This is a genomic window from Janibacter sp. FSL W8-0316 (genome assembly GCF_038004165.1).
GTDB lineage: Bacteria > Actinomycetota > Actinomycetes > Actinomycetales > Dermatophilaceae > Janibacter > Janibacter indicus.
On record NZ_JBBOQX010000001.1, the window covers coordinates 2,491,143 to 2,516,849 of the forward strand.

The window sequence follows — 25,707 nt, forward strand, 5'->3', positions numbered from 1 at the left end:
CACCCGCGGTGCGGGTGCTCGTCGCCGATGCCGACGAGTGGCGCCGGGTGGCTCTCGTGGCCGTCCTCGCGGCGGAGCCCGACCTCGAGCCGTGCCCGCCGGCCGCGACCGTCGGAGAGGTCATCTCCACCCCCGGGGTCGACGTCGTCCTCCTGCACGGGGGCCTCGACCGGGGACACGGCCCGATCGACGTCGTGCGCGCGACGCGCGTGGCCCGAGGGCCCGCCTGGGTGGTGCTCACCGACGACGTGGACCTGACGGACGAGGTCATCACCGCGGGAGCCCATGGCTGCCTCGCGGCGTCGAGCACCCCGGTGCAGATCGGTGCCGCGATCCGGGCCGCGGCCCGAGGTGACGTCGCCGAGATCGACCAGCCGACGACCGGACCCCTCGTGCAGCGGGTGCGGAGGGAGGTTCCGCCCCTGACCGTCCGCGAGGTCGAGGTCCTGCGGCTCGTCGCCGCGGGGCTGGGCAACCAGGAGATCGCCGAGCGGCTCTACCTCAGTCTGTCGAGCGTGAAGTCACACCTGTCGCACACCTATGGCCGACTCGGGGTGCGGCGCCGCGAGGCGGCGGCCGCAGAAGCGCGGCGTCAGGGATTGATCTGACGAGAGGTGGCTCGTCGCGCGATCAGCGCTCGCGCGAGGTCCAGGCGTCGTAGTCGTCGTCGTCCGCCTCGTCGACGTCGTCGCGTGAACCGCGCGTCGTCTGCTGACTCGGCTGACCGTGAAGTTCCGCCTCCAGCGCTCGCAGGTCGGTGTCCGGCGAGTAGTACTTCAGCTCGCGGGCAACCTTGGTCTGCTTCGCCTTTGCTCGGCCGCGCCCCATGGCGTGACCCCCTCATTGCGCTCGTGCGGGTCGGCGCTGATCCTCCCGCCGCCCTGAGGGGGACGGCAGAACTACCAGAGCGGACCCGGATCTGTGTGCTTTCTCGTGGGGCCAACGGTACATGGTCTGCGGCTGTTCCGTCCCATCGGTCCGGCCCGGGAGACCGTAGGATCGCCCCCGGACGCACGACGACGGGAGCTGATGTGGGCACGACGCCGCTGGGGGCCTCCCTTCGCGCCCTCGTCGTCACCGTGGTGCACCACCCGGAGGACTCCCGGATCCGGCACCGCGAGATCTCCGCGCTGCTCGCGGCGGGGTGGCAGGTGACCTATCTCGCCCCCTTCGCCCCCCACGACCTGCCCGTCCCCGAGGCCGCCGACGGGTTGACCTGCCTCGACCTGCCCCGGGCCGCCGGACGTGATCGGCTGGGCGCCGCCCGGGCCGCCCGCGCCCGCGTGCGGCAGCTGGCCCCCGACCACGACGTCGTCCTCGTCCACGACCCCGAGCTCGTACCCGCGCTGGCGGGCCTGGGGGTGCCGCACCTCGTCTGGGACGTCCACGAGGACCCGGCCGGCGCGCTCGTCGTCAAGGACTGGCTCCCGGCGGCGCTGCGGCGCCCGGTGGCCGCCGCCTGGCGCGGGGCCGAGCGGCTCGTCGAGCGTCGGCACCCCCTGCTGCTCGCGGAGCACGCCTACGCCGGGCGGTTCCGCCGCGATCACGCGGTCGTCCCCAATGCGGTCGTCGTGCCCCCGCACGTGCCCCCGGCAGGCGGGGCCCGGCTGGTGCACGTCGGCAACCTCACGCTCGCCCGCGGCAGCGAGACCATGGTGGAGGTCGCGCGGCTGGCCCACGCCGCCTCCGACGGCGCCATCACGCTCGACGTCGTCGGTCCGGCCCGCGACGAGGCCTCGCGATCGGCGATGGCGGCCGGGGCCGCAGAGGGAGTCCTCGTGTGGCACGGGTTCCAGCCCGCCGACCGGGCGATGGCGATGGTCGACGGTGCCCTCGCCGGGCTCGCCCTCCTGCGCGACCTGCCCAACTACCGCGGCTCGATGCCGACCAAGGTCGTCGAGTACCTCGCCCACGGCGTCCCCGCCATCACCACCCCGCTGCCCCTGGCCCGTGACCTGGTGGAGGAGTGCCGCGGCGGGGTCGTCGTGCCCTTCGACGACCCGCAGGCGGCGGCTGACGCGGCCGTGCGGCTGTGGCGTGCCCCCGACGAGGCCGCAGCGATGGGGGAGCGCGGTCGCGATCTCGTGCGCGAGCGCTACGACTGGGCGAAGGGAGGGCCCGCCTTCGTCGCGGCCCTCACCGAGGTCGCCGCCGCCCGCTCCCCGCGCCTCTGACGCGGAGCCTGCGCCGCGGCTCGATGTATGCGGGTGCGTCCCAGCGCACCGCCGTGCATCGACCCGGCGTAGGAGTCAGGCCTCGGAGGTCGACGAGGGCACGAGGGCACCGAGCTCGGCCCGCAGCGCGGGGGAGAGGCCCTCGGTCGTGCCGACGAGACCGATCTCGCGGGGTGCCAGCCGCTCGATAGCGCGCCCCACCGCCGCTGGGACCCGGTCGCTGCGCAGGAGCAGCAGCGGGCTGTCGGAGTGGGCCGAGGCGACGATCGCGGAGAGGGTCTCGACTCCGGTCGTGTGGGCCGAGACGAGCACCCGGCCGCCCTCCGGGGCGTCGGCGCTCAGGTCGGCCGCGAGGGCCATCGGGCCGCCCGTGGGGCCGAAGGTGATCTCGGCGCCGGTGGCCGACTGCAGCCGCTGGACGATCTCGAGCGACCAGTCCTCCTCGTTGCCGTCGAGCATGAGCTGGCCGGGAGCGAGCTCGGCCAGCGCGTCGACGAGCTCGTCGGGGACGTGGGTCTCCTCGCAGACGACGACGGCGCGCCCGGTCTGCGCGGCCATCTGCGAGATGGCCGGTGCCCGACCACCGCTGTGCGGGAGCGTGACGTGCACGACCGAGCGGTCCTGCGGGGGGAAGGCGCGCAGCAGCGCGGCCGAGGTGACGCCGGGGTCCTCGTCGCCGATCGACTCGACCGGGGCGTCGGAGAGGTCCTCGAGGCGCTCGCGGGTGCTGGGGTTGACCAGCTCGTCGCCGCCGACGACCACGACCCGCTGCGGCTCGAGCCGCCGCAGCTCGTCGCGGGTGGCCGAGGGCACCGAGCCGGGGCGCACCCACAGCAGCGGCCAGCCGAGCCGGGCGGCGATCGGTGCGACGACGCGGGCCGTCGCGACCTTGTGGACGCTGACGACGAAGGCGCCCTCGACGCCGGGCTCCCAGGTGTGCCGGCTGAGCGAGGTCGCCACGTCGACGCGGGACTCGCCACCGAAGCGCCGGGTGCCGGGGACCTCGGGCTCGGCGAGCGGCGCGGCCTTCTTCTTCGACCGCTTGGGCAGGGTGGCCTCGTAGAGGGGCAGGACCTCGTCGGTCGGCCCGTCGGCGATGAGCCGGCCCTGGTCCATCCACAGCACGCGGTCGCAGATCTGACGGATGTTGCCGTTGGAGTGCGAGACGAGGAAGACCGTGCCGGCCTGCTCGCGGATGCGGGTGATCCGCTCGGCGCTCTTGGCGCGGAAGTCGGCGTCACCGGTCGCGAGGGCCTCGTCGATCATCAGCACGTCGGGTGCGGCGGCCGTGCTGATCGCGAAGCGCAGCCGGGCGCCCATGCCGGAGGAGTAGGTGTTCATCGGCAGGTAGACCGCGTCGCCGATGCCGGAGAACTCGACGATGTCGTCGAAGCGCTCGCGGATCTGCTCCTTGGTGAGGCCGAGGGCCTGGGCGCCGACGTAGATGTTGCGCTCGCCGCTGAGCTTGCTCATGAGCACGGCGTTGACGCCGAGGAGCGAGGGCTCGCCGGAGACCCACAGCCGTCCGGCCGAAGGGGGGATGAGCCCGGCGACGGCGCGCAGCAGGGTCGACTTGCCGGAGCCGTTGCGGCCGATGATGCCGATCGACTCGCCGTGCCGGGCGACGAAGCTGACGTCCTTGACCGCGTGGACCTCGCGCACGCGCGGCTCGCGGCGCCCGAGGGCGTCCTTGAGGGAGCGGGACTCGCTCTGGGCCGAGGGGCTGCCCTTGCGGCCGCCGCCGTAGACGGCGTACTTGACGTCGAGGTGGCTCACGATGACCGTCGGGTCGCCGATCGTCACGTCGGGGGTGTGCTCAGCCACGGCCGTACCTCGCCTCGTCCCACCAGAAGAGCACCAGCCCGATCGCGGACAGGCCGAGCGCCCAGCCGCCCATCATCAGCCAGTCGCGCAGGACGACGTCGTTGCCCGGGCCGGTGAGCAGGGCCTGCCGGCCGAGGTTGAGCATGAGCGCGAAGGGCTGGTAGACGACGCCGGTGGCGATCGTCTCGGGCAGGTTCTCGGCGTAGTGGATCACCGGGAAGAAGACGCCGGAGGCGTAGCGCAGCAGCCGGACGATGACCGGGATGAGGTTGCCCAGGTCGCGGGAGGCGTTGACCAGGCGCGCCCCGATGAAGGCGCAGCCGAGCAGGGCCAGGCCCTGCAGGAGGATCGCGACGGGGAAGAGCAGCCACTCCCAGTCGGGGGTCTCGCCGGTGAGCAGCATGAGCGCGCCGAGCAGCAGGAAGGCCGGGATCGAGGCGAGCAGCTCGGTCACCATGATCGAGATCGGCAGGATCGCGCGCGGGAAGTGCAGCGCCCGCACGATCGACAGGTTGCCGGTGATCGCCTTGGCGCCGCGGGTGATGACCGACGAGGTGAAGGTGAACATCACCACGCCGATGGCGAGGAAGCCGACGAAGTTGTCGATGCCCCGATCGGTGCGCAGCAGCAGGCCGAAGATCGCGTAGTAGCTGGCGATGAGCACCAGCGGGTTGAGCACCGCCCACACCTGCCCGAGGCGGTTGTCCTCGTTCTTGGCGTAGGACTCGGCGGAGGCGAGCGTCCAGACGAAGGAGCGTCGCTGCCAGATGTCGGCGAGGTAGCGGCCGAGCGGCGGACGCTCGCTGAGCGTCCGCAGCCCGTGCCTGGCCGCGAGCTCCGCGGCCTCCTCGGTGGAGAGAGCCGGGGGGAGGGGGGCCCGCGAGGGGGCCTCCGTCACAGGCGCTCGACCTTGTCGCTGTCCTCGGCCACGCCGCGGGTGTCGAAGAAGCGCTGGGCCGTGGACGCGAGGGCCTCGACGTCGAAGGACTTGTGGTTCTGCACCAGCACCGTGAGGTCCGCAGCGGCCACGGCGGCGTCGAGGTCGTCGACCCGCTCCGCCTCGGGCACGGCTCGCCAGTCGGCGACCTTGGCGTCGAAGTACTGGACGGTGGCCCCCTTCGCGATGAGCTGCTGGGCCAGCGGGACCGCCGGCGACTCGCGCTGGTCGGCGATGTCCGGCTTGTAGGTCACGCCGAGCAGGAGGACGGTCGAGCCGCGCAGCGACTTGCTGTCCTCGTTGAGGATGTTCTGTGCCCGCTGCACGACGTAGGCCGGCATCGTCGCGTTGATCTCCTGGGCCAGCTCGACGAAGCGGAAGGGGTAGCCCAGCTTGGCGCGCACGTTGTACGACAGGTAGTTGGGGTCGATCGGGATGCAGTGACCGCCGACGCCCGGCCCGGGGTAGAAGGCCTGGAAGCCGAAGGGCTTGGTCTTGGCCGCCGCGATGACGTCCCACAGGTCGATGTCGAGGTCGTGGCAGAAGCGCGCCATCTCGTTGACCAGGGCGATGTTGATGTGGCGGTAGGTGTTTTCGAGGAGCTTGGCCGTCTCGGCCTCGCGCGTGCCCTTGGCCCGCACGACGGTGTCGACGAACTGGCCGTAGAAGGCCGCTGCGGCGTCACCGCAGGCGGGGGTGTGGCCGCCGACGACCTTGGGGGTGTTCTTGGCGCCGAACTGCTCGTTGCCCGGGTCGATGCGCTCGGGCGAGAAGGCGAGGAAGAAGTCCTTGCCCGCCTCGAGGCCGCCGGCCTCGAGGGCCGGACGGACGACCTCGTCGGTCGTGCCCGGGTAGGTCGTGGACTCGAGGATGATCGTCTGGCCGGGCTGCAGGTGCTCGGCGATCGTCCCCACGGCCGAGTTGATCGGGCCGAGGTCCGGGCCGCCGTCCTCGGACAGCGGGGTCGGGACGCAGATGACGATGGTCTTGACCTCGTCGAGGCGGGAGGGGTCCGTCGTCGCCTCGAAGCCGGCGTCGAGCATCGCGCGGATGTCGTCGTCGGACAGGTCGTCGATGTGCGAGACACCGGAGTTGAGTGCGTCGACGACACCCTGGTTGATGTCGAAGCCGAGGACCTTGACCCCGACCTTGGAGGCCTCCTGGGCCAGGGGAAGGCCGACATATCCCTGGCCGATGATCGCGACGTCCGCCACTGTGCATCCTTCTCGTAGTCGTGCTCCCCGGGGTCCCGGGGTGCAACCGGGTCCCCGGTGGCTGGCGCGATCATACCGGCCGGTCCTGTCGGGGCGCTGACCATCACCGTCATACAGTGGGCGGCATGTCGGCCCGCCTCCCTGTCCTGCTGGCGACGAGCAACGGCGTCGGCATGGGGCACCTCACCCGACAGCTCACCGTCGCGCTGAGTGCACCCGACGACATCGACCCCGTGCTCATGTCCCTCTCCGGCGCACTGCCGACGGTCCGCTCGGCCGTCGCGTCCGGCGCGCTGCCGGAGCTGGCGGGGGTGCGCACGGAGTACTGCCCCAGCCGCAAGAGCGGATGGCTGCCGAAGGGGGGAGCGGCCCGGCGGTTGCGGGAGCTCTACCCCGCCTACAACTGGGAGCCGTACTTCGCCGACCGCCTCCGGGCGCTCGTGGCCGAGACCGGTGGCCGCCTCGTGCTCTTCGACGGGGTCGTTCCCTACGCCGGGCTGCTGGCCGCGCGGCGACGGCTGGAGGGGACCCCCTTCGTCTGGATGCGGCGGGGCATGTGGCGCCCGGGGGTGGGGGAGCCGTGGCTGGCTCACGCCAGTGCCTTCGACCTCGTCGTCGAGCCGGGTGACTTCGCCGCGGCCGGCGACCGCGGCCCCACGGCACGCCGCACCGATGCCACGCGGGTCGCCCCGATCTCCATCGCGAGCGCGATCCGCCGCCACGCCCGGGGGGCGGCGCGGCAGGCGCTCGGGCTCGACCCCGACAGGCCGGCGCTGCTGCTCACGCCCGGCACCGGTGCCCTCGAGGACGTGGCGTCACCCGTGCGCGTGGCCCTCGACGTGCTGCGGCGGCAGGCTCCCGACTGGCAGGTGGCGGTGACCAGCCCGGCCCTGGCCCGTCACGGCATCGGCCGCGACGGCGAGGACGTGCACCTGCTCACCGACACCTACCCGCTGGCACGCTCGCTCGCCGCCTTCGACGGCGCGGTGAGCGCCGCCGGCTACAACTCGGTGCACGAGCTCCTCGGGGCCGGCGTGCCGACGGTGCTCGTGCCCGGCCAGTCGCTGGGCACCGACGACCAGCCCAGCCGGGCCGCGACGCTCGCGGCCGCGGGTGCCTGCCTGAGCGTCGACCCGGGTGACGCCGACGGCATGCGCTCGGCCGTGACGCAGCTGGTCGACCCCGACGTGGCCGACGGGCTGCGCGCGGCCTGCCGCGAGCTGCCGGACACCACCGGTGGCGCCGAGACCGCGCGCCTCCTCGTCGACCTCGCGCAGGGTGCCCCGGCGCCGCAGGGCCTGGCCGCCGGTGCCCCGTGGGGGCCGCCCGCGTGGCGCCGAGCCCTGCCCGACCCGCGCACCCGCGTCGACCTCGTCGCCGGGAGTGTGACGGCGCCGTGCAGGGGGGCCCGCCCCCTGCACGTCACCGAGGACCTGCCGCCGCAGCGGGTCGGCGACGAGCCCGTTGAGCACCTCGTCGAGGGTGCCTCGCCGGAGTACCGGCGGGTGCGGACCGAGATCGCGCGCTGGATCTACCGCCCCGGCCGCTGACGCAGGCGCACGGCCTCGCGGCGCAACCGCCCGGCGCGGCGGCGGGCCAGCCCGAGCAGCACGGTCGGTGCGCTGTGCCGCCGCGCGGCCTCGCGGGCATCGGGCGAGGCGCCGACGCCCACGACGGCACCGTCGACCCACACCCGCCACCGGCCGGCGGCCGGGTCGTGCAGTGGGGTCGGCCCGTCGAGGTGCACGGCGCCGGAGGCCTCGGCGAGGCGACGGTCGAGACCGGGGGCGTCGGCGACGAGCTCGTCGACCTCGACGCCGTACCGCATCGCGGCCACGAGCAGCTCGGTGCGCGCGAGGTAGCAGGGGCCGGCGTCGCTGTGCACCCGGACCAGGCGGCGGTGCGGTCGGTGCAGCACCCGCACGAGCCGCTCGAGGGCCCCGTCGACGAGGGTCGTGCCCGCCCGGTGGACGAGGACGGTCTCCGCCGAAGCGATCGCCTCCTCGAGCCGGTCGACGGCGTCGGGGGCGTCACCGTCGACGACGACGGTGGACGGCGCGGCGCGAGTGGGCATGACAGCAGGATAGTGACGGCTAGCGTGGGGTCCATGACCACGCGCGCGACGACACCGGCGGCCGGGGACACCCCCGTCGGCCGGGTTCCCGGCCCCGACGGCGACCGGCGCGCCCACCTCGACCTGACCGGCGCCGGCTGGACCCTCACCAGCCCGTGGCGTCGCCCCCTTCGCGGTGCGTGGACGCAGGCCGGCGGACTCGTCGACGGGCTCTCCCGGCTCGACCACGTCCACGCCCTGTCCGTCGAGGCCGAGCCCTCGGGGCCGGCACCCGACGCCGGGACGACCGCGGCGCTCGCCGACTTCGTCACCCGCGCCGTCGCCCGCGGCACCTTCGTCGTCGGCGACCTGCCCGCCGTCGTGGCCCGCCGGGTGCACGCGGTCGTGCCGGGCGCGGCCCATGGACGGCCCGGCGACCTCGCCTTCGACGTCGCGGCGGTGCGGCAGCGGCGCCAGGTCCTCGCGCCACGGGTGCACCACGAGCTGACCCCGACGATCTCCGTCCTGCTCGCGACCCGCCGCCCGCAGCTGCTCGGCGCGATCACGGCGATGATCCGGGCGCAGACCCTGCCCCCGCACGAGGTCGTCATCGCCGTCCACGGCGGCGACCCCGATGCCCTGCCCGTGCCCGACCTCGGCGACATCGGGGTCACGGTCGTCGCCGCACCGGGCGACCGCAGCCTCGGCCACGCCCTGCAGCTCGCGGCCGACGCCGCCGACGGGCAGCTGCTCACCAAGATGGACGACGACGACCACTACGGCCCCGACCACCTGCTCGACCTGGCGATCGCCCGCCACGTGTCGGGGGCACCGGTCGTCGGCAAGAGCAGCACCGTCGTGCACGTCGAGTCCCTCGACACCACCGTGCGGCGGGTCATCGGGACCCCCGAGTCGGCGGTCCACCGGGTGGCCGGCGGCACGATCCTCGTCGGCGCCGACGAGCTGCGCGACCTCGGTGGCTGGGCCGACGTGCCCCGGGCCGTCGACAGCGCGCTCATGCGGACGGCGACCGCCGCCGGCGCGATGATCTACCGCCCGCACGACATCGGCTACGTCTACGTGCGGCACGCCGGCGACGGCCACACGTGGTCGGCCGACGCCGGGCACTTCCTCGCCAATGCCCGCGAGCAGTGGCTCGGACTGCTGCGGCACCCCGACTTCGGCACCTGAGCGGTCCGGCGTGTGGGGGCAGAGGGCCCCGGGCGCCCGTGACACACTGACTGGCTGTACGTCCCACCCGAGAGCGAAGGGCTGACATGGCTCCCCTTGTTGTGCACGTCACCGGTGCGCGTCCCAACTTCCCCAAGGCCGCCCCGGTCCTCGAGGCCCTGGCCGGATACGACGTCGAGCAGCTGCTCGTGCACACCGGCCAGCACTACGACGACAAGATGTCGGACGTCTTCTTCCGCCAGCTGGGCATCCCCAAGCCCGACGTCAATCTCGGTGTCGGTTCCGGCGCGCACGGCGCCCAGACGGCCAAGGTGATGATCGCCCTCGAGGAGCTCTTCACCGAGCGCCGCCCCGACCTCGTCGTCGTCTACGGCGACGTCAACTCCACCGTGGCCGCTGCCCTCGTGGCGAGCAAGCTCGGCATCACCTTCGCCCACGTCGAGGCCGGCCTGCGCTCCTTCGACATGACGATGCCCGAGGAGATCAACCGCCTCGTCACCGACAAGCTCTCGGACCTGCTCCTCACGACGAGCACCGACGCGATCGGCCACCTGGGCAACGAGGGCACCGACCCCGACAAGATCCACTTCGTCGGCAACCCGATGATCGACACCCTGCTCAAGAACAAGCCCCGCTTCGACGCCGACGCCGTGCGTCAGGAGGTCGGCATCGAGGGCGACTACATCGTCGCCACGCTGCACCGCCCGGGCAATGTCGACGACCCGCAGGACGTCAAGGCCCTCGTCGCCGCGATGCACGCCGTCGCCGACCAGGCGCAGGTCGTCATCCCGCTGCACCCGCGCGGTCGCGCCCGCCTCGAGGAGGCCGGCTTCCTCGACCACCCGGGCATGCGCGTCATCGACCCGCTCGGCTACATCGAGTTCATGGGCCTCGTCCGCGGTGCCGCCGCGGTCGTCACCGACTCCGGCGGTGTCCAGGAGGAGACGACGATCCTCGGCGTCCCCTGCCTCACGCTGCGTCCCAACACCGAGCGGCCCGTGACCATCACGCACGGCACCAACCAGCTCGTCACCCGCGAGGTCCTCGCCGAGCGGGTCCGCGAGGTCCTCGCGGTCGGTCCCCTCAGCGAGTGGGACACCCCCCCGCTGTGGGACGGCCACGCGGGTGAGCGCATCGCCAAGGTGCTCGCGGCGTCCGTGTCCGCCGGCCGACGAGGCGAGGCGTGACCGCAGGACCAGGGGACACCACGGCCACGGCCGAGACCAAGGAGGCGGCGGCGGAGGCGCACCACGGGGCGAAGGGGAAGAAGAACCTCCGTGGCGACATCGAGGGTCTGCGGGCGGTCGCCGTCGGCACCGTCCTGATCTATCACGTCGGCATCCCCTTCATGCCCGGCGGTTTCGTCGGCGTCGACATCTTCTTCGTCATCTCGGGCTTCCTCATCACCTCGCTGCTGCTGCGCGAGAGCGTCAAGACCGGCGGCATCTCGATCGCCGACTTCTACGCCCGGCGGGCCCGGCGCCTGCTGCCCGCGGCCTCGCTCGTGCTCATCGTGACCGCAGTCCTCGGGTGGGCGCTGCTGCCCGGGCCAGACCGGCTCAACCTCGGCACCGACGTCATCGCTGCGACCTTCTACGTCATCAACTGGGCGCTGGCCATCAGGTCGGTCGACTACCTGGCGGAGGACGCCGCCCCCTCGGCCCTGCAGCACTACTGGTCGCTGTCGGTCGAGGAGCAGTTCTACGTCGTCTGGCCGCTGATCATCATCCTCGGGCTCTTCGTCGCCCGGCGCACCCGGCTGCGGCCCAAGCCGCTGCTCTTCGGCGTGCTCGCGGTCATCGCCGCGGCCTCGCTCGCCTACTCGGTCGTGCACACCAAGAGCGACCCGGCGACGGCCTACTTCTACACGACGACCCGCGTGTGGGAGCTGGCGATCGGTGCACTCCTCGCCTTCCTCGTGCTGCGGCTCACCGCGCTGCCGCGCATCGCCGCCGAGGTCCTCGGCGGCGTGGGCCTGCTGCTCGTGCTGTGGTCGGCCTTCTTCCTCACCGGCAAGACGCCGTGGCCCGGCTCGTGGGCGCTCGCCCCGACCGTCGGTGCGGCCCTGATCATCGCCGCCGGCTGCGCCTCGCAGAGCACGGTCACCGCGCGTCTGCTGAGCCTGAAGCCCATGGTGTGGATCGGCGGCATCTCCTATGCGATCTACCTGTGGCACTGGCCGCTCATCACCATCGCCAAGCAGACCTGGCCAGAGGTGCGCATCCGCCACCTCGTGCTCATCGGCCTGCTCTCGATCGTCCTGGCCTGGATCACCAAGCACCTCGTCGAGGACCCGGTGCGCTTCCACCCCGGGCTGAGCGCCAAGGCCTCCCGCGGTCTGCTCTTCGGCGGCGCGTCCATGCTCGTCACCGCCCTCGTCGGCGGTGCGGTCTGGGCGACCGTGCCCAAGCTCGACGAGGACGCCCAGGTCCGGGGCGCCACCGCGCTCGTGGCCGACCCCGACAGCGACGCGTGGAAGGTGCGCGAGGACCTCGGCGACGTCGTGGCGACATCGGGCAAGACCACCCCGGACCCGGCCGTCGCCCCCGAGGACGTCCCGCGCTACTACGACGACGACTGCCAGGTGCAGCCCGGCGACACCGAGGTCGACACGACCTGCATCTACGGCGAAACCGACGGCGACCAGACGATCGCCATGCTCGGCGACTCCAAGATGGGGCAGTGGTTCCCCGCGGTCGAGGCCATCGCCAAGGACGAGGGGTGGCGCCTCGAGCTCTACCTCAAGTCGGCCTGCGCCTTCACCTATGACGGCGCCAAGGACGACTGCGAGGAGTTCGGCAAGAACGCCAACGCGCACTTCGACGCCGAGGGCGCTCCCGACATCGCTCTGGTCTCCCAGGGCGCGGGCAGCTCGCCCGAGCTGCGCGCCGGCATGACCGAGGCGATCAAGGAGCTGCGTGCCAAGGGCACCGAGGTCGTCGTCCTCGCCGACAGCCCCCGCCCGCAGGGGCAGGTCTACACCTGCGTGGAGGACAACCCCGAGGACTACTCGGCGTGCGACTTCCCCGCTGAGGGCAATGGCCGCAAGGGCCGCGGCTCCAAGCCGCTGGAGGCCGCCGCCGAGGCGACGGACACCCCCTTCGTCGACCTCAACCAGTGGATCTGCCCGCCGGGCGAGACCTGCCCGCCGGTCATCGGCGACTCGCTCGTCTACCGCCAGGGCAGCCATGTGACGGCGACCTACATCCGCACGCTCACCCCGATGCTCTACCGGGCCCTGGCTGCGGAGGACCTCACGGCGAAGAACTCGAGCGAGATCTCCGTCGACGACATTCCCTAGCAGCACCAGCACGGCGAAGGGGGCGCTCACCGCGAGGTGAGCGCCCCCTTCGTCCTGGGCACGGGCGGTCAGCCGAGGAGGCGGTGGTAGGCCTCGTCGGCGATCTTGGTGACATCGCTCCAGTCGCGCTCGGCGAGGACCCACTCGCGGGCCTGCCGACCCATCCGCTCACGCAGCGCCGGGTCGTCGAGGTAGCGCGCGATCTGCCGGGCGAAGTCCTGGGCGTCGCCCTTGGCGAAGACCAGGCCGCGCTCGTCGGGCTTGACGATCTCGGTGAGGGCCGCGACCGAGCTGGAGATGCAGGCCTTGCCCATCGCCATCGACTCGAAGGGCTTGATCGGGCTGATCAGCTCGCACACCGGCAGCGGCAGGCGCGGGAAGGGGGTGATCTGGAAGATCGACAGGTAGCGGGCGACCTGCTCGTGCGGGACGCGCCCGGTGAAGGTGACGACGTCGAGGAGGTCGAGCTCGCGGGCCATACGGTGGAGCTGCCCCTCGAAGTGCCCGTCGCCGACGATGATCACGGCGAAGTCGTCGCGGGTCTTCTTCAGCTCCGCGGCGGCGAGCAGCAGCAGGTCAAGGCCCTCGTAGTCGACGAGCCCGCCGGCGTAGCCGATGACCGTCTTGTCGCGCAGGCCGAGCTCGTCGAGCAGCTCCTGGTCGGGCTCACGGGGCTCGAACTGCGCGGTGTGCACGCCGTTGGGCAGCACGGCGATCCGGTCGGCGGGGCCGCCACGACGGATCATCTCCTCGCGCAGCGCCTCGGTGATGACGAAGGTGAGGTCGGCCTGCTGCACGATGTGCAGCTCGAGGCCGGTCATGTAGCGGTAGGCGTCGGTCCGGCCGAACTCGGGGTTGCGCGAGATCTTCATCAGGTCCTCGAGACCGCGCATCTCGTAGACGAAGGGGATGCCGAGCCGGCGGGCGGCACGCAGCCCGGCCAGGCCGTTGTTCTGGAAGCTGCTCGCGTGGATCAGGGCGGCGCGGTGCTCGCGGGCGACCTCCTCGAGGCGCTCGGCGAAGCGCTCGATGTAGCCGGCCATCGGGGTGGTCCGGTACTCGCGCTCGCCCGGCTCGAGCAGGCGGCGGTAGGTCATCGTGTCGACGACGTCGAAGGGCTCGACCTCGCGGGTGTCGCCCTGGCCCCAGAAGTCGTAGGGGAACCCCAGTCGGGTCGCGGCGAGCATGTCCCAGCCCAGGCCCTGCAGGCCGGTGAGGATGCCGTGGCTGCGGGTGGCGTAGCCGCCGGAGCGGTGCGGCAGCGACTGGGCGAGGACCGACAGGACGGCGCGCGGGCGGGGCTCGTAGGAGCGCTCGCGGGCCTCGTCGACGGGCCAGCCGGTGCGGCCGATGTGGATCTGGTCGGAGACCTGGTCGTGGGTGGCTCGCGACTTCTTGTGGCCGAGCTCGATGAGCCGCCCGGTGATCACCTGGGCGGTGTCCAGCCAGCCGGCACGGGCGGCCCGCTGGGCCAGCGAGAGCGAGGTCTTGTTGGGCACGGCGGCGATGGTCTCGAGGTCGTGCTCGCGGTAGAGCTCGCGCAGCTCGTCCCAGCCCTTGAGGGTGCCCAGGGCGCGGGTGGCCGAGCGGAAGCCGGCCTTGCCGCTGCGCCCGACCTCGAGGGCCGTGGCTCGCTGGTCGTCGGGCTCGCCCGCGGCACGGATCGCGGTCTCGGTGCGGATCAGCTCCAGCGAGTGCGAGGAGTGGCTGACCTTCCACCTGTCGACATTGGCGAGGAAGGCCTCGGCCTGGTCGACGTCCTTGGAGGTGTACCACCCGAGGATCCGCTCGGCGTCCTTGGTCGTGCGCGGGGTCGTCGTCGCCGCGAGCTCGTTGACCCGGGTGATGAGGTCCTTGTGGTTGGCCCGCTGGGCCACGGCCATCGACAGGCCGATCGCCTCGGAGTCGGGCTGCAGGCGCACGGCCGCCCAGGCCTCCTCGACGGCCTCGTCGAGCTGGCCGAGGGACAGGTGCGACCAGGCGCGCAGGCCGTGCCCGGTGGCGCCGAGGGCCGACTCGGGGACCCGGGCCAGCAGGCGCAGCCCCTGCTCGAACTGTCGCCCCGACAGCACGAGCAGGCGGGCCTGGGCGAAGATCGCCCGCTTGCCGACGGAGCCGCCCTGGTTGGGCAGGGTCGCCAGCGGGTCCAGACGCACGCGGCGCACGACCGCGCGGGCGGCGCGCTTGCCCTGGGACTTCGCAGCATTCTTGTCGATGGGGGCCAATGGGGGTCCTTGTCGTCGTCGGGGCGCGGGGTCGCCGCGGGTCAGAGGCTCACGTGGGTCGTCGGGTCACCGTAGAAGAGCAGGCGCCCGGTCGCGGTGAGGAAGGTCGAGTCGGTGACCGTCCAGGTGTGCGAGTGCCGGTCGTCGCCGCGCACCGACACGTAGTTGTAGCGGTCGCCGGAGTAGACGCGCACGCCCTGCTCCATCGAGCGGTCGAGGATGTCGGAGTCGACGGCGCGCGGGATGTCGCTGAACCGCACCTCGCGGGCGACGTCACCGGCGAAGAGCATCGAGCCGCCCTGGATGCGCCGCTCGTAGCGGTGCTCGGAGTCGGGGTAGCGCAGGACGACGGCGCCGGTGGAGCGCAGCCACACGTAGTGCGCCCACTTCCCGACGATCCCGGCGTCGGTGTAGGCGAAGGCGGCGAGCAGGTCCGACAGGTAGCGCGGTCCGTAGATGTTGTCGTCGTCCATCTTGGCGATGTACTGCCCGCCGGCGGCGTCGACGCCGAGGTTCATGCACGCGCCGAGGGTGAGCGAGGCGTCGGCGTGGACGATCTGCAGGTCGCGCACGCCCGCCTCGGTGGCCCGGCGGCGCAGCTCGGCGTCGTCGGTGTCGAGGCCGTGCAGCACGAGGACGAGTTCGGTCGCCGGGTGGTCCTGACGGCCGAGGTTGGCGAAGACGTTGTCGAGCTCGTGGGTGCGGTTGGTCGGCACCACCGCGGAGATGGTCGCGGGGGCGATGGCGGGCACGTCGAGCCCGGCGGCGCTCGCGAGGGCGCGGGCGCGGTGGGCGCCGGTGTGCCCTGCGAGGACGGCGCGCTGCAGGCGCAGCCCCTCGCGAGCGACGAGCTCCTCCTGGTTGACCCGCGCGACGAGCTCGCTCCGCAGCGACTTGGCGTCCTCGACGCGGGGGACGAGCGCGTCGACCTCGGCGGGCAGGTCGGCGTGCGTGGTGGTGCCGACGACGGGGGTCTGCGCCGCGGCGGCGGCGACGGTGGTCCACGCGGCGGCCGGGGTGGTGGCCGACAGGTCGAGCAGCACCCGGGCGTCGCCGAGCGGGTGATCGTCGCCGGCGCGCTCGGCCAGGGCCGGTGGAAGGGTGACGACGGAGGACTTGCCGGGTCGGCGGGTGAGGTGCGTGGCCGAGCGCTGCATCGGCGTGAGGGCGTCCGCCACGAGACGAAGGGAGGAGTCGTCACCCAGTCGGGACAGACCGTCGACGACGACGAGGGCGCCCGAGCGGCGGCGGGTCGTCGCGTCCTCACGGGCCGGGCCGAGGGCGCGCGGCTGGGCTGCGGGGGCCCAGTCGTGGACCTCGCGGCCGGTGGCGACCAAGGCCTCGCAGGCGGCCGTCGTGGAGGTGCCGACGACGTCGACGTCCGCGACCCACGGGCCGGGGGCGGTGTCGTCGGTGACCCACAAGACCGACGGGACGCCGGCCCCCTTCGCCGCGGTGAGCAGGTCGGTGAGGGCGCTGCCGTCACCCCAGCCGGGGACGGAGCCCTCGAGGCCCTCGAGGAGGAGCAGGTCGGCGCCCTCGAGCGCCTCGGCGTGGCTGCGGCGCTCGACGGGGCGCTGGTCCCACTCGGGAGCCAGCAGGTCGGCCAGGCGTGGGCTGGCGGCGACGGCGACGGTGAGCGCGAGGGTCGGCACGGGGGAGTGCGGCGCGGTCACGGCGGTCGCGGTGGTCGCGGGCTCGCTGGCGGGCTGCGGCTCGGTCGCCGTCGGCGCGCTCGGTCGGGGCTTCGGTGCGGCGGCCGGCTCCGTCGGTGTCTGCGGTGACGCGGCCGGGCGGAGCTCGGCCAGTGCGGCACGTGCCGCCCGCCGCACGCGGAGGGGGATGGCAGCTGTCGTCGATCGGCTCACGAGCGGTCAGTCTTCCACGTCACCGGCCCGGTCGACGAAGGGCGCGACGGCCCGGCGTGGTCAGCGCGAGCCGGTGACGAGGTCGCGCAGCGGTGCCTCGAGCGCAGGTGCCGCGGCCCGCACGAAGGTGTCGGTGAGGGCCGCGACGGGGATCCCGGCATCGGCGAGCTCGTCTCACCGGCTGACGAGGCCGTCGACGAGACCGGAGGCGCTGACGGTCGTGGCCGTAGGGCTCGTGGCGGCCATGTTGTGCCCGAGCGAGGTGACGACGAGGTCGGGCTCGAGCTCGAGGACCTCCTCCTTCGCCCGGGTGCCCCACTCGTGGCACTCGGTGTCGGGCTTCTGGTCGCTGCTGACGTAGGCATCGGCCCACGCGCAGGTGGACCTCGTCATCGTCACGACGTGCCAGTCGTGCTCGCGACCCAGGGCGTCGAGCGCACGAGCGCACCTCGGTGCCCTGCTCCGTGTGGCAGCCCCGGTCGGAGGCGTCCGGGCGGTCGTCGAAGGCCTCCTCTGGGGCCGGTCGCAGTCAGTCGCCCGAGGGCGTCGGCGCGGCGGTGGCGGTGATGACGTCGGGGGCGCTCGGTGAGGTGCTCGTCCCCTCCCCGGCATCGGACGCGCCGCAGCCGGCCAGCAGGAGCGGGCGGTCATGGTGGCATCGTGACATCGACGGTGGCCGCGGCCGAGAACGTCGAAGGGCGCCACCGCTGTGCGGTGGCGCCCTTCGAGACGAAACTCCGGTGGCCAGGGGCGGGGTCGAACCGCCGACCTTCCGATTTTCAGTCGGACGCTCGTACCAACTGAGCTACCTGGCCGAGCCGGTCCGAACCGGACCAGCGAGCGACCCTGACGGGACTCGAACCCGCGACCTCCGCCGTGACAGGGCGGCGCGCTAACCAACTGCGCTACAGGGCCTTGGTGTGCAAGGCATGTGCACGATACTGCTGTGCGTATCCCCAACGGGATTCGAACCCGTGCTACCGCCGTGAAAGGGCGGGGTCCTAGGCCGCTAGACGATGGGGACCCGTCTCCGAGAACCCCTCGCTACGCAGCAGGCAGCACCCGAATCCGTCGAGGACTCGGAAAGCATACGCAGACTCGACCCGGATCGCCAAAACGAGTTATCCGGGCCGTGCCCAGGCCCGCAGACGGTCGGCGTCCCACGTCGTGACGATGCGGTCCAGGGGCACCCCGAGGCGCTCGGCGCGCTCGGCCCCGTAGGCCTTCATCTCCAGCTGCCCGGGGGCGTGCGCGTCGGAGTCGACGGCGAAGAGGCAGCCGATCTCGAGGGCCAGGGCGACGAGCTCGTCCGGCGGGTCGCAGCGCTCGGGCCGGGAGTTGATCTCGACGGCGACGTCGTGCTCGGCGCACGCCTCGAAGACCGCGCGGGCGTCGAAGTCGCTCTGCGGCCGCGTCCCCCGGGAACCGGTGACGAGGCGGCCGGTGCAGTGGCCGAGGACGTTGACCCGCGGGTTGCTCACGGCCGCGACCATGCGCCGGGTCATCGGGACCCTGGCCATCTTGAGCTTCGAGTGGACCGAGGCGGTGACGAGGTCGAGCCGGTCGAGCATCTCGGGCGTCTGGTCGAGGTCGCCGTCGTCGAGGATGTCGACCTCGATGCCGGACATGAGGGTGAAGGCGTCGCCGAGCGAGTCGTCGATCGCCGCGAGGAGCTGCAGCTGCTGACCGAGGCGCTGCGCCGACAGGCCGCCCGCGATCCGCAGCCGCGGCGAGTGGTCGGTGAGCACCATCCACTCCTGGCCCAGCTCGACGGCGGTGAGGACCATCTCGTCGATCGGGCTGCCGCCGTCGGACCAGTCGGAGTGCAGGTGGCAGTCGCCGATGATCGCCGCGGCGTAGTCCTCGCCGCCCTCGACGAGCGGCCCGCCGTGCTCCTCCTGCTGCCGGGCGAGGTAGTCGGGCAGCTCGCCGCGCACGGCCTGCTCGATGACGCCGGCGGTGGACTTACCGATGCCGGCGAGCTCGGTGACGGTGCCGTCCTCGACCCGCTGGCGGACCTCCCCTTCGTCGAGGTCGCGCAGGACGGCCACGGCCCCGCGGAAGGCCTCGACCCGCCGGCTGTGCTGCCGGGAGCGCTCGAGGAGGAAGCCGACCCGGCGCAGCGCCTCGACCGGGTCGACGGGCGCCTGCAGCGGCTCGAGGGACCTCACGACGTCACCAGGAGGTGTGCAGCGGTCGGCCCTCGGCGAAGCCCGCTGTCGACTGGAGCCCGACGAGCGCCCGTTCGCGGAACTCCTCGAGCGACGTGGCGCCGGCATAGGTGCACGAGCTGCGCACGCCGCCGATGATCTCGTCGATGACGTCCTCGACGCCGGGCCCGGCCGGGTCGATGTACATCCGGGAGTTGGAGATGCCCTCTTCGAAGAGGGACTTGCGGGCGCGGTCGAAGGGGGAATCGCTCGCCGTGCGGTTCTGCACCGCCCGCGCGGAGGCCATGCCGAAGGACTCCTTGTAGCTGCGCCCGTCGGGGTCGGTGACGAGCTCGCCGGGGGACTCGAGGGTCCCGGCGAACCACGAGCCGATCATGACATTGCTCGCGCCGGCGGCCAGGGCGAGGGCGACGTCGCGGGGGTGGCGGACGCCACCGTCGGCCCACACGTGCTTGCCGAGCTCGCGGGCAGCGCCCGCGCACTCGAGGACCGCGGAGAACTGCGGGCGGCCGACGGCGGTCATCATCCGCGTCGTGCACATCGCCCCCGGGCCCACGCCGACCTTGACGATGTCGGCGCCCGCCTCGATGAGCTCGCGGGTGCCGGCGGCCGAGACGATGTTGCCCGCGACGACGGGGACCTGCGGGTCGAGGGCGCGGACCGCGGCGAGCGCGTCCAGCATCTTGGTCTGGTGCCCGTGGGCGGTGTCGACGACGAGGACGTCGGCGCCCGCGTCGAGCAGCGCGGCGGCCTTGCCGCCGACGTCGCCGTTGATGCCGACGGCTGCGGCGACGCGCAGCCGGCCCTGTGCGTCGACGGCGGGGGTGTACATGCTCGCGCGGACCGCCCCCTTCCTCGTCTGGATGCCGACGAGGCGGCCGTCGGCGTCGACGACAGGCGCCAGGCGGCGGCGGGCCCGGTGCAGCTCCTCGTAGGCGGCGCGCGGGTCGGCGTCGGCCGGCAGTGTCATCGGCTCGGGCGACATGACGTCACGGACCTGGGTGAAGCGGTCGACGCGGTCGAGGTCGCGCTCGGTGACGACGCCCACCGGGCGACCGTCCTCGACGACGATGCCGGCGCCGTGTGCGCGCTTGGTGATGAGCGCCAGCGCCTCGCCGGCGGTCACCGTCGGCTCGAAGGTGATCGCGGTGTCGTGGACGAGGTCACGGCTCTTGACCCAGGAGATGACCTCGGCGACGACCTCGACGGGGATGTCCTGGGGGATGACCGTCAGGCCGCCGCGGCGGGCGGTCGTCTCGGCCATGCGGCGCCCGGCGATGGCCGTCATGTTGGCGACGACGAGCGGGATGGTCGTGCCGGTGCCGTCGGCAGTGGTCAGGCCGACCTCGTGGCGGCTGGCGATCTCGCTGCGCCGCGGCACCATGAAGACGTCGTCGTAGGTCAGGTCGAACTGAGGCATCAGGCCGTTGAGGAACTCCACGGGAGTCCAGTGTAGGCCGCGCGATGGGGGATCATCGGGGCGTGAGCTTCCTCCAAGAGTCCCCGGCGGACGAGCGGCGCCGGGCCGGCCTGCGCCGCATGCGCCTCGTCGCCACCGGCCTGCTCGTCCTCGCTGCGATCGTCTTCGTCGCCACCCTGCGCCTCGACCACGGCGGGGTGTGGGGCTTCGTCAACACCGCCGCCGAGGCGGCGATGGTCGGCGCCCTCGCCGACTGGTTCGCCGTGACCGCGCTCTTCCGCCACCCGCTCGGTCTGCCCGTGCCGCACACGGCGCTCGTCAAGAAGCGCAAGGACGAGCTCGGGCGCAGCCTGCAGGAGTTCGTCGCCGACAACTTCCTCACCGAGGAGATCGCCCGCGACCGCCTGGCCTCGGCGCACGTCGCGCAGCGCCTCGGCGCCTGGCTCGGCGGTGCCGACCACCGGCAGCGGGTGCTCACGGAGGTCGCGCGTGGGGGCACGCGTGCGCTCGAGCGGGTCGACGACGACGACGTCCGTGACTTCCTCGAGCAGCTCCTCCTGCCGCGGCTGTCGCAGGAGCCGATCAGCCCGATCGCGGGATCGCTCCTCGAGGGCGTCGTCGACGGGGGCAGCCACACCGGGCTCGTCGACCTCGGCATCGACGAGATCAGCCGCTGGCTGCGGGACAACCCCGAGCTCTTCAAGCAGGTCGTCGGCGACAAGGCGCCGTGGTGGACCCCCGAGTGGGTCGACGACAAGGTCATCGACTGGACCTACCGTCAGGCGCTGACCTGGCTCGACGAGATGCGCTCCGACGCGCGGCACCCAGCCCGCTCCGCCCTCGACGACCTGCTCCGCCGACTCGCCGCCGACCTGCAGCACGACCCCGAGGTCATGGCGAGCGCCGAGGCGCTCAAGGAGCGGCTGCTCGCCCACCCGCAGGTCTCGACGAGCGCGGTGGCCGTGTGGCAGTCGCTGCGCACCTCGCTCATGGGCGCGATGGCCGACCGCGACTCCTACTTCTGGCGGCGCGGCGACGAGCTGCTCGCCCACCTGGGGGACCACCTCGCGCACGACGAGGCCTGGCAGCAGCGCCTCGAGGCTCACCTCGGCGAGATCGTGGCCTTCTTCGTCAACACCTACGGCGACGAGCTCGCCGAGGTCATCTCGGTGACCGTCGAGCGCTGGGACGCCGACGAGGCGAGCGAGCGGATCGAGCTCTTCGTCGGTCGGGACCTGCAGTTCATCCGGATCAACGGCACCGTCGTCGGCGCGCTCGCCGGTCTGGCGATTCACACCGTCGCGGTGCTCATCGCCTGACCTCTCGCAGCCGAGTTGATGTATCGCGGTGCGCCGGGGCTCACCCTCGTACACCGACCCGTCGCTCAGCGCAGGGGGTCGAAGGGGGTCAGCTCCGCCGCCGGACGACCGGTGACCATCGCCTCGGCGAGCAGGCGGCCGGTGGCCGGGCCGAGCGTGATGCCCCACATGCCGTGGCCGCCGGCGACGCACACCCGCGGGGAGCTCGTCACGCCGATGAGCGGCAGCCCGTCGGAGGTGCACGGGCGCGAGCCGACCCACTCGTCCTGCCGGTCGTCGAGGTCGACGCCGGTGAGGTAGGGGCGGGCCGCGTCGACGATCGCGGTGATCCGGCGCGGGTCGAGCGCCGCGTCGGGCTTGCGGAACTCCATCATCCCGGCGACCCGGAGCCGGTCGCCCAGGGGCGTGCAGGCGACGCGCTGGGCGGGCAGGTAGACCGGGCCCTGCGGGGTGTGGTCGATCGGGACGCTGAAGCTGTAGCCGCGGCCGGCCTGGACGTGCATGCGCACGCCGAAGGGGCGGGCGAGGTGGTCGAGCCAGGTGCCGGTGGCGACGACGACCCGGTCGAAGCGCTCGTCGCCGCCGCCGCGGACGGCCAGGCGCACCCCCTTCGTCTCGTCGGTGATGCCGGTGACCTCGGCGCCCTCGCGGATCGTGCCGCCACGCGCCCGCACCGAGTCGGCGAGCGCCGCGACGTACTCGCCGGGGTTGAGGTAACGCTGGCCGAGCAGTCGGATGCCGGCGCCGATCCGGTCGGAGAAGGTCGGCTCGGCGGCGCGGACCTCGTCGCCGGTGAGCTCCTCGAAGCCGACGTCCTGACCGGAGTCGGCGATGTGCTCGAGCTCGGTGAGCAGGAACTCGGTCTGCTCCTTGGTCTCGTAGCCCGCGATGAACGAGCGCGCCTCTCGCGCAGGGGAGTCCACGCCGCCAGCGGCGAGGTCCTCGAAGGCACTGATCGCGTGACCGTTGATCGGCACGAGGGCACGCATCGAGCGGCTCCACCGCCGCATCGTGCTGTTGCGGGTGAAGGTCGCGAGGAAGCGCAGCAGCCGCGGGTCGGCCGTCACCGGCACGTAGACCGGGGACGCGGGGGAGATGACCGCCTTGATCCCGTAGGAGAGGACGGCCGGGTCCGGCAGCGGCGTGGAGATGCCGGGGGTGATCCAGCCGGCATTGCCCCACGAGGAGCCGGCGGCGACGCCGTCCCGGTCGAGGACCTCGACCTCGACGCCGTGCTCCTGCAGGAACCAGGCGGTGGACAGTCCGACCATGCCGGCGCCGATGACGGCGACCTTCTTCGGCGCGGGATACAGGGTGCTCATCGCGTCCTCTCGGGCTCGGCCCGCAGGGTCTCCGCGGGGCATCAGGCCACTGTGCCGCAGATCACGTCGGATGGGCAAAGAGGCACCTGAGGACGGAGCGAAGGGAGCGCCGCCGCCGGCCCTCGTCCGGGCCACTACGCTGTGCGCGCCGGGCCTCTGGGGGATGGGGACTTTAGCTGGTGGCGCGGAAAGTCCCAGGTTTGCTGGGGGCGAGGTCGAGTCCGTTTGGGACGCGATCGGCATCAACCTCGGACGCCCAAGGTCGTGGAGCGGAACGACATGCGAGCGTTGAGCTGTCATCACCGCCGCCGTATCAGCCGGGGCCAGTTCGATGGTGGCGCTCCTCCCATAAGACGATGGAGCGATTCCGCACAGTGCTGCTGGCGTATCTCATTCGATGCTCAGCTGCGACCGGCGCTGGCGGGTCAGCTCCCGGTACATTGCTGGGGGCTGACGATCACGCCCGCCGCTCGCGCCGGTCATCGGTGAGGTGAAGTGATCGGGACATCCTTTCCGTCCGTGCGCTCCCTCCAAGGGTGTCTTGGTCGGTAACGCGAGCACCGGCTGTACGGCACACCCAGAGAGCGACTCGGCATGACGACGACCCTCGACCAGGCCAAGGCTTCCGCCCGGGCGCTGCGCACCTCACTCGCCACGCTGGACGTGTCGGTCACGCACAGCCAGGCACTCGAGGTGGTCGCCCAACAACTTGGGTACCGAGACTGGAACACCGCGCACGCCGCACTTACGCCTTCTACAGTTGGCCTCGGCGGAGCAATACCCGTGATCCGAGTGCAAGACGAGCAACTCGCACGGGAGTTCTACCTCAACTACCTCGGCTTCACGCCGGAGTGGGAGCACCGGTTCGAACCGGGGTTTCCCCTGTACGTCAGGGCACGACGCGACGACACAGTCATAGACCTCTCGGAGCACCACGGTGACGGAGTGCCCGGATCCGTGACCTGGATACCGGTACTCGACATCGACGCCCTGCTGGCCGACCTTCGATCACGCCCACACCCCAAGCTCCGCCCGGACATTGACCCATCCTTCCCCGGCGGCCCAACCATCGTGGTCCCGGACCCGTTCGGCAACACTTTGCGGCTCTGCCAGCCGCTTGAGTAGGACCCTCAGATCAAGCGTGCGGTGACGATCCCCTGAACCGCCCCGGCGTGTCCGGAGGCTCCGTTCCTTGGGAAGGATGGAGTCATGTCAGGGAGTACATCGAAGAGGTATCCGGCCGAGCTGCGTGAGCGGGCGGTACGGATGGTCGCCGAGGTCCGGGCCGAGCACGAGTCGGAGTGGGCCGCGATGAGCCGGGTCGCCGAGCTGCTGGGGGTGGGCACACCGGAAACGGTGCGCAAGTGGTGTCGTCAGGCTGAGGTGGACGCCGGCCAGCGCCCGGGGGTCACGTCCGAGGAGTCGGCAGAGCTGAAGCGGCTGAAGCGGGAGAACGCCGAGCTCAAACGCGCGAACGCGATCCTCAAGAGCGCGTCGGCTTTTTTCGCGGCCGAACTCGACCGGCCACAGCGCTGATCGTGCGCTACATCGACGAGCACGTCGGTCAGCAGCACGAGGACGCCGACGGGCAGGGTCTGCGATGGGGTGTCGAGTCGATCTGCGCCGCGCTCACCGAGCTCGGCTGCAAGATCGCCCCCGCGACCTACTACGAGCACCGAGGCCGCCAGCCGAGCGCCCAGCAGGTGCGCGACGAGGAGCTGAAGCCGATGATCGAGCAGGTCCACGCGGCCAATTACGGCGTCTACGGCGCACGGAAAGTGTGGCTGACGCTCAACCGTCAGCGGGCAGCCGACGCATCGCCGATCGCGCGCTGCACCGTCGAGCGGCTCATGGGCGAGCTTGGGCTGGCAGGCGCGGTGCGCGGGAAGGTCAAGCGCACCACGATCAGCGACCCGAAGGCCCCGAAACCGCTTGACTTGGTCGATCGCAACTTCGAGCCGTTGGCGCCGGACCGGCTGTGGGTGGCCGACTTCACGTACTGCTCGACGTGGTCGGGCTGGTGTTACACCGCCTTTGTCATCGACGCCTACGCCCGGCGGATCCTGGGCTGGTCGGTGTCGACCACGATGACCAGCCAGCTCGTCCTGGACGCAGTCGAGCAGGCCATCTGGACCCGCGGCCGCGAAGATCGTGGCGGTGACCTGACGGGCCTGATCGCCCACCACGACCACGGCGCCCAGTACATGTCCGTGGCCTACTCCGAACGGCTCGACACCGCGGGAATCAAGCCCTCGACCGGCCTCGTCGGCTCGTCGCACGACAACGCGCTGGCAGAGTCGATCATCGGGCTCTACAAGACCGAGCTGGTCAAGCGACAGCGGCCGTGGAAGGGCTTCGACGACCTCGAGATCGCCACCGCCGAGTGGGTCGACTGGTACAACCACCGCCGACCCCACGAGTACTGCGACGACCTCACCCCAGTGCAGGCCGAGCAGGCTCACTACGCTCACCACCAGGCCCCAGCAAACGCTGGAGTCTCAAACTAGAAGGTCTCCGGACACACCGGGGCGGTTCAACTCTCCTGCGCCAAGGGGCTCGCCGGGGCGTCGTTGCTGTTCGTAGATTTCCATGGGCTTGTCGCTGTACTGGGTGCGGCCTTCCGGGCGGCCGATTTCAACATCGCTCATTGCTCTTCTCCTTTTCGGTGTTCCTTCTTCGAGGTCCTTC

Annotated in this window: 21 protein-coding genes and 3 tRNA genes; 9 read left to right on the forward strand and 15 right to left on the reverse strand. The window is 72.3% G+C overall.

Annotation, left to right across the window (positions count from 1 at the left end; all coding sequences use genetic code 11):
* Positions 1-8 precede the first annotated feature (8 nt).
* A complete protein-coding gene (locus NYE39_RS12245; RefSeq protein WP_192911319.1) occupies positions 9-608 on the forward strand; it encodes a response regulator transcription factor in 600 nt (199 codons plus the stop codon).
* A gap of 22 nt (positions 609-630) precedes the next feature.
* On the opposite strand, the gene NYE39_RS12250 is transcribed toward NYE39_RS12245, so the two are convergent.
* Positions 631-828 carry a DUF3073 domain-containing protein gene (locus NYE39_RS12250; RefSeq protein ID WP_084452915.1) on the reverse strand — a complete coding sequence of 66 codons (198 nt, stop codon included), beginning with the start codon at positions 826-828 and terminating at the stop codon, positions 631-633.
* Positions 829-1,031: 203 nt separating this feature from the next.
* Between NYE39_RS12250 and NYE39_RS12255 the strand changes: the two genes are divergently transcribed.
* Entirely contained in the window at positions 1,032-2,174 is a 1,143-nt protein-coding gene (locus NYE39_RS12255) for a glycosyltransferase (RefSeq protein WP_226282861.1), read from the forward strand.
* 75 nt (positions 2,175-2,249) lie between these two features.
* Here NYE39_RS12255 and NYE39_RS12260 read toward each other — a convergent pair whose 3' ends face one another.
* Genes NYE39_RS12260 through NYE39_RS12270 form a run of 3 tightly spaced genes read right to left on the reverse strand, consistent with a single transcriptional unit; the run spans position 2,250 to position 6,149 of the window.
* Positions 2,250-3,998, reverse strand: coding sequence for an ATP-binding cassette domain-containing protein (locus NYE39_RS12260; protein ID WP_341012853.1), 1,749 nt, complete (start codon positions 3,996-3,998; stop codon positions 2,250-2,252).
* Positions 3,991-4,896: an ABC transporter permease gene (locus tag NYE39_RS12265; protein ID WP_341012854.1), complete on the reverse strand. Its 906-nt coding sequence runs from the start codon at positions 4,894-4,896 to the stop codon at positions 3,991-3,993. The genes NYE39_RS12260 and NYE39_RS12265 overlap by 8 nt, the downstream gene beginning before the upstream one ends.
* The gene (locus NYE39_RS12270) at positions 4,893-6,149 is read right to left on the reverse strand and encodes a nucleotide sugar dehydrogenase (RefSeq protein WP_072623495.1); all 1,257 of its coding nucleotides are present in this window, start codon (positions 6,147-6,149) and stop codon (positions 4,893-4,895) included. Before NYE39_RS12270 ends, NYE39_RS12265 begins: the two co-directional genes overlap by 4 nt.
* A gap of 125 nt (positions 6,150-6,274) precedes the next feature.
* On the opposite strand from NYE39_RS12270, the gene NYE39_RS12275 reads away from it, so the two are divergent.
* Positions 6,275-7,699, forward strand: a complete 1,425-nt coding sequence (locus NYE39_RS12275) for a glycosyltransferase (RefSeq protein ID WP_341012855.1) — start codon at positions 6,275-6,277, stop codon at positions 7,697-7,699.
* Here the strand turns inward: NYE39_RS12275 and NYE39_RS12280 are convergent.
* Positions 7,681-8,223 (reverse strand): hypothetical protein, encoded by a 543-nt coding sequence (locus tag NYE39_RS12280; RefSeq protein WP_072623497.1) that lies wholly within the window; start codon positions 8,221-8,223, stop codon positions 7,681-7,683. The two genes, NYE39_RS12275 and NYE39_RS12280, sit on opposite strands and share 19 nt — an antisense overlap.
* 33 nt (positions 8,224-8,256) lie before the next feature.
* Here NYE39_RS12280 and NYE39_RS12285 point away from each other — a divergent pair, with 33 nt between their 5' ends.
* The 3 genes from NYE39_RS12285 to NYE39_RS12295 all read left to right on the forward strand — a co-directional run bounded on the left by NYE39_RS12285 (position 8,257) and on the right by NYE39_RS12295 (position 12,694).
* The gene (locus NYE39_RS12285; RefSeq protein ID WP_341012856.1) at positions 8,257-9,393 is read left to right on the forward strand and encodes a hypothetical protein; all 1,137 of its coding nucleotides are present in this window, start codon (positions 8,257-8,259) and stop codon (positions 9,391-9,393) included.
* Between the two features lie 86 nt (positions 9,394-9,479).
* Positions 9,480-10,580 (forward strand): non-hydrolyzing UDP-N-acetylglucosamine 2-epimerase, encoded by a 1,101-nt coding sequence (gene wecB, locus NYE39_RS12290; RefSeq protein WP_185221382.1) that lies wholly within the window; start codon positions 9,480-9,482, stop codon positions 10,578-10,580.
* A complete protein-coding gene (locus NYE39_RS12295; protein ID WP_341012857.1) occupies positions 10,577-12,694 on the forward strand; it encodes an acyltransferase family protein in 2,118 nt (705 codons plus the stop codon). The genes wecB and NYE39_RS12295 overlap by 4 nt, the downstream gene beginning before the upstream one ends.
* 68 nt (positions 12,695-12,762) lie before the next feature.
* Here NYE39_RS12295 and NYE39_RS12300 read toward each other — a convergent pair whose 3' ends face one another.
* The 8 genes from NYE39_RS12300 to NYE39_RS12335 all read right to left on the reverse strand — a co-directional run bounded on the left by NYE39_RS12300 (position 12,763) and on the right by NYE39_RS12335 (position 20,399).
* Complete coding sequence (locus tag NYE39_RS12300) at positions 12,763-14,919, reverse strand: glycosyltransferase family 4 protein (protein WP_072623500.1); 2,157 nt, start codon at positions 14,917-14,919, stop codon at positions 12,763-12,765.
* 41 nt (positions 14,920-14,960) lie between these two features.
* Positions 14,961-16,787: a glycosyltransferase family 2 protein gene (locus tag NYE39_RS12305; RefSeq protein ID WP_341012858.1), complete on the reverse strand. Its 1,827-nt coding sequence runs from the start codon at positions 16,785-16,787 to the stop codon at positions 14,961-14,963.
* A gap of 174 nt (positions 16,788-16,961) precedes the next feature.
* On the reverse strand, positions 16,962-17,180 hold the full coding sequence (locus tag NYE39_RS12310; RefSeq protein ID WP_341012859.1) for a hypothetical protein: 219 nt from the start codon (positions 17,178-17,180) through the stop codon (positions 16,962-16,964).
* A 348-nt stretch (positions 17,181-17,528) separates the two neighbouring features.
* Positions 17,529-17,602 (reverse strand) — tRNA-Phe (locus NYE39_RS12315).
* Positions 17,603-17,628: 26 nt separating this feature from the next.
* Positions 17,629-17,702, reverse strand: a tRNA-Asp gene (locus tag NYE39_RS12320).
* Between the two features lie 36 nt (positions 17,703-17,738).
* Positions 17,739-17,811, reverse strand: a tRNA-Glu gene (locus NYE39_RS12325).
* Between the two features lie 97 nt (positions 17,812-17,908).
* Entirely contained in the window at positions 17,909-18,958 is a 1,050-nt protein-coding gene (locus NYE39_RS12330) for a PHP domain-containing protein (RefSeq protein ID WP_341012860.1), read from the reverse strand.
* 4 nt (positions 18,959-18,962) lie between these two features.
* On the reverse strand, positions 18,963-20,399 hold the full coding sequence (locus tag NYE39_RS12335; protein WP_341012861.1) for a GuaB1 family IMP dehydrogenase-related protein: 1,437 nt from the start codon (positions 20,397-20,399) through the stop codon (positions 18,963-18,965).
* Between the two features lie 41 nt (positions 20,400-20,440).
* Here NYE39_RS12335 and NYE39_RS12340 point away from each other — a divergent pair, with 41 nt between their 5' ends.
* Complete coding sequence (locus tag NYE39_RS12340) at positions 20,441-21,697, forward strand: DUF445 domain-containing protein (protein ID WP_341012862.1); 1,257 nt, start codon at positions 20,441-20,443, stop codon at positions 21,695-21,697.
* Between the two features lie 65 nt (positions 21,698-21,762).
* Here the strand turns inward: NYE39_RS12340 and NYE39_RS12345 are convergent, their stop codons facing one another.
* Positions 21,763-23,019, reverse strand: coding sequence for an NAD(P)/FAD-dependent oxidoreductase (locus NYE39_RS12345; RefSeq protein WP_341012863.1), 1,257 nt, complete (start codon positions 23,017-23,019; stop codon positions 21,763-21,765).
* A gap of 594 nt (positions 23,020-23,613) precedes the next feature.
* Between NYE39_RS12345 and NYE39_RS12350 the strand changes: the two genes are divergently transcribed.
* The gene (locus NYE39_RS12350; RefSeq protein WP_072623507.1) at positions 23,614-24,144 is read left to right on the forward strand and encodes a glyoxalase superfamily protein; all 531 of its coding nucleotides are present in this window, start codon (positions 23,614-23,616) and stop codon (positions 24,142-24,144) included.
* Between the two features lie 84 nt (positions 24,145-24,228).
* Positions 24,229-25,526, forward strand: a protein-coding gene (locus NYE39_RS12355; protein ID WP_341012864.1) for an IS3 family transposase whose coding sequence is annotated in 2 segments (ribosomal slippage) — positions 24,229-24,523 and positions 24,523-25,526 — 1,299 coding nt in all. Because the reading frame shifts where the segments join, the coding sequence is not laid out codon by codon here.
* Here the strand turns inward: NYE39_RS12355 and NYE39_RS12360 are convergent.
* Positions 25,518-25,667 (reverse strand): hypothetical protein, encoded by a 150-nt coding sequence (locus NYE39_RS12360; RefSeq protein ID WP_341012865.1) that lies wholly within the window; start codon positions 25,665-25,667, stop codon positions 25,518-25,520. The genes NYE39_RS12355 and NYE39_RS12360 overlap by 9 nt on opposite strands.
* Between the last annotated feature and the right edge of the window lie 40 nt (positions 25,668-25,707).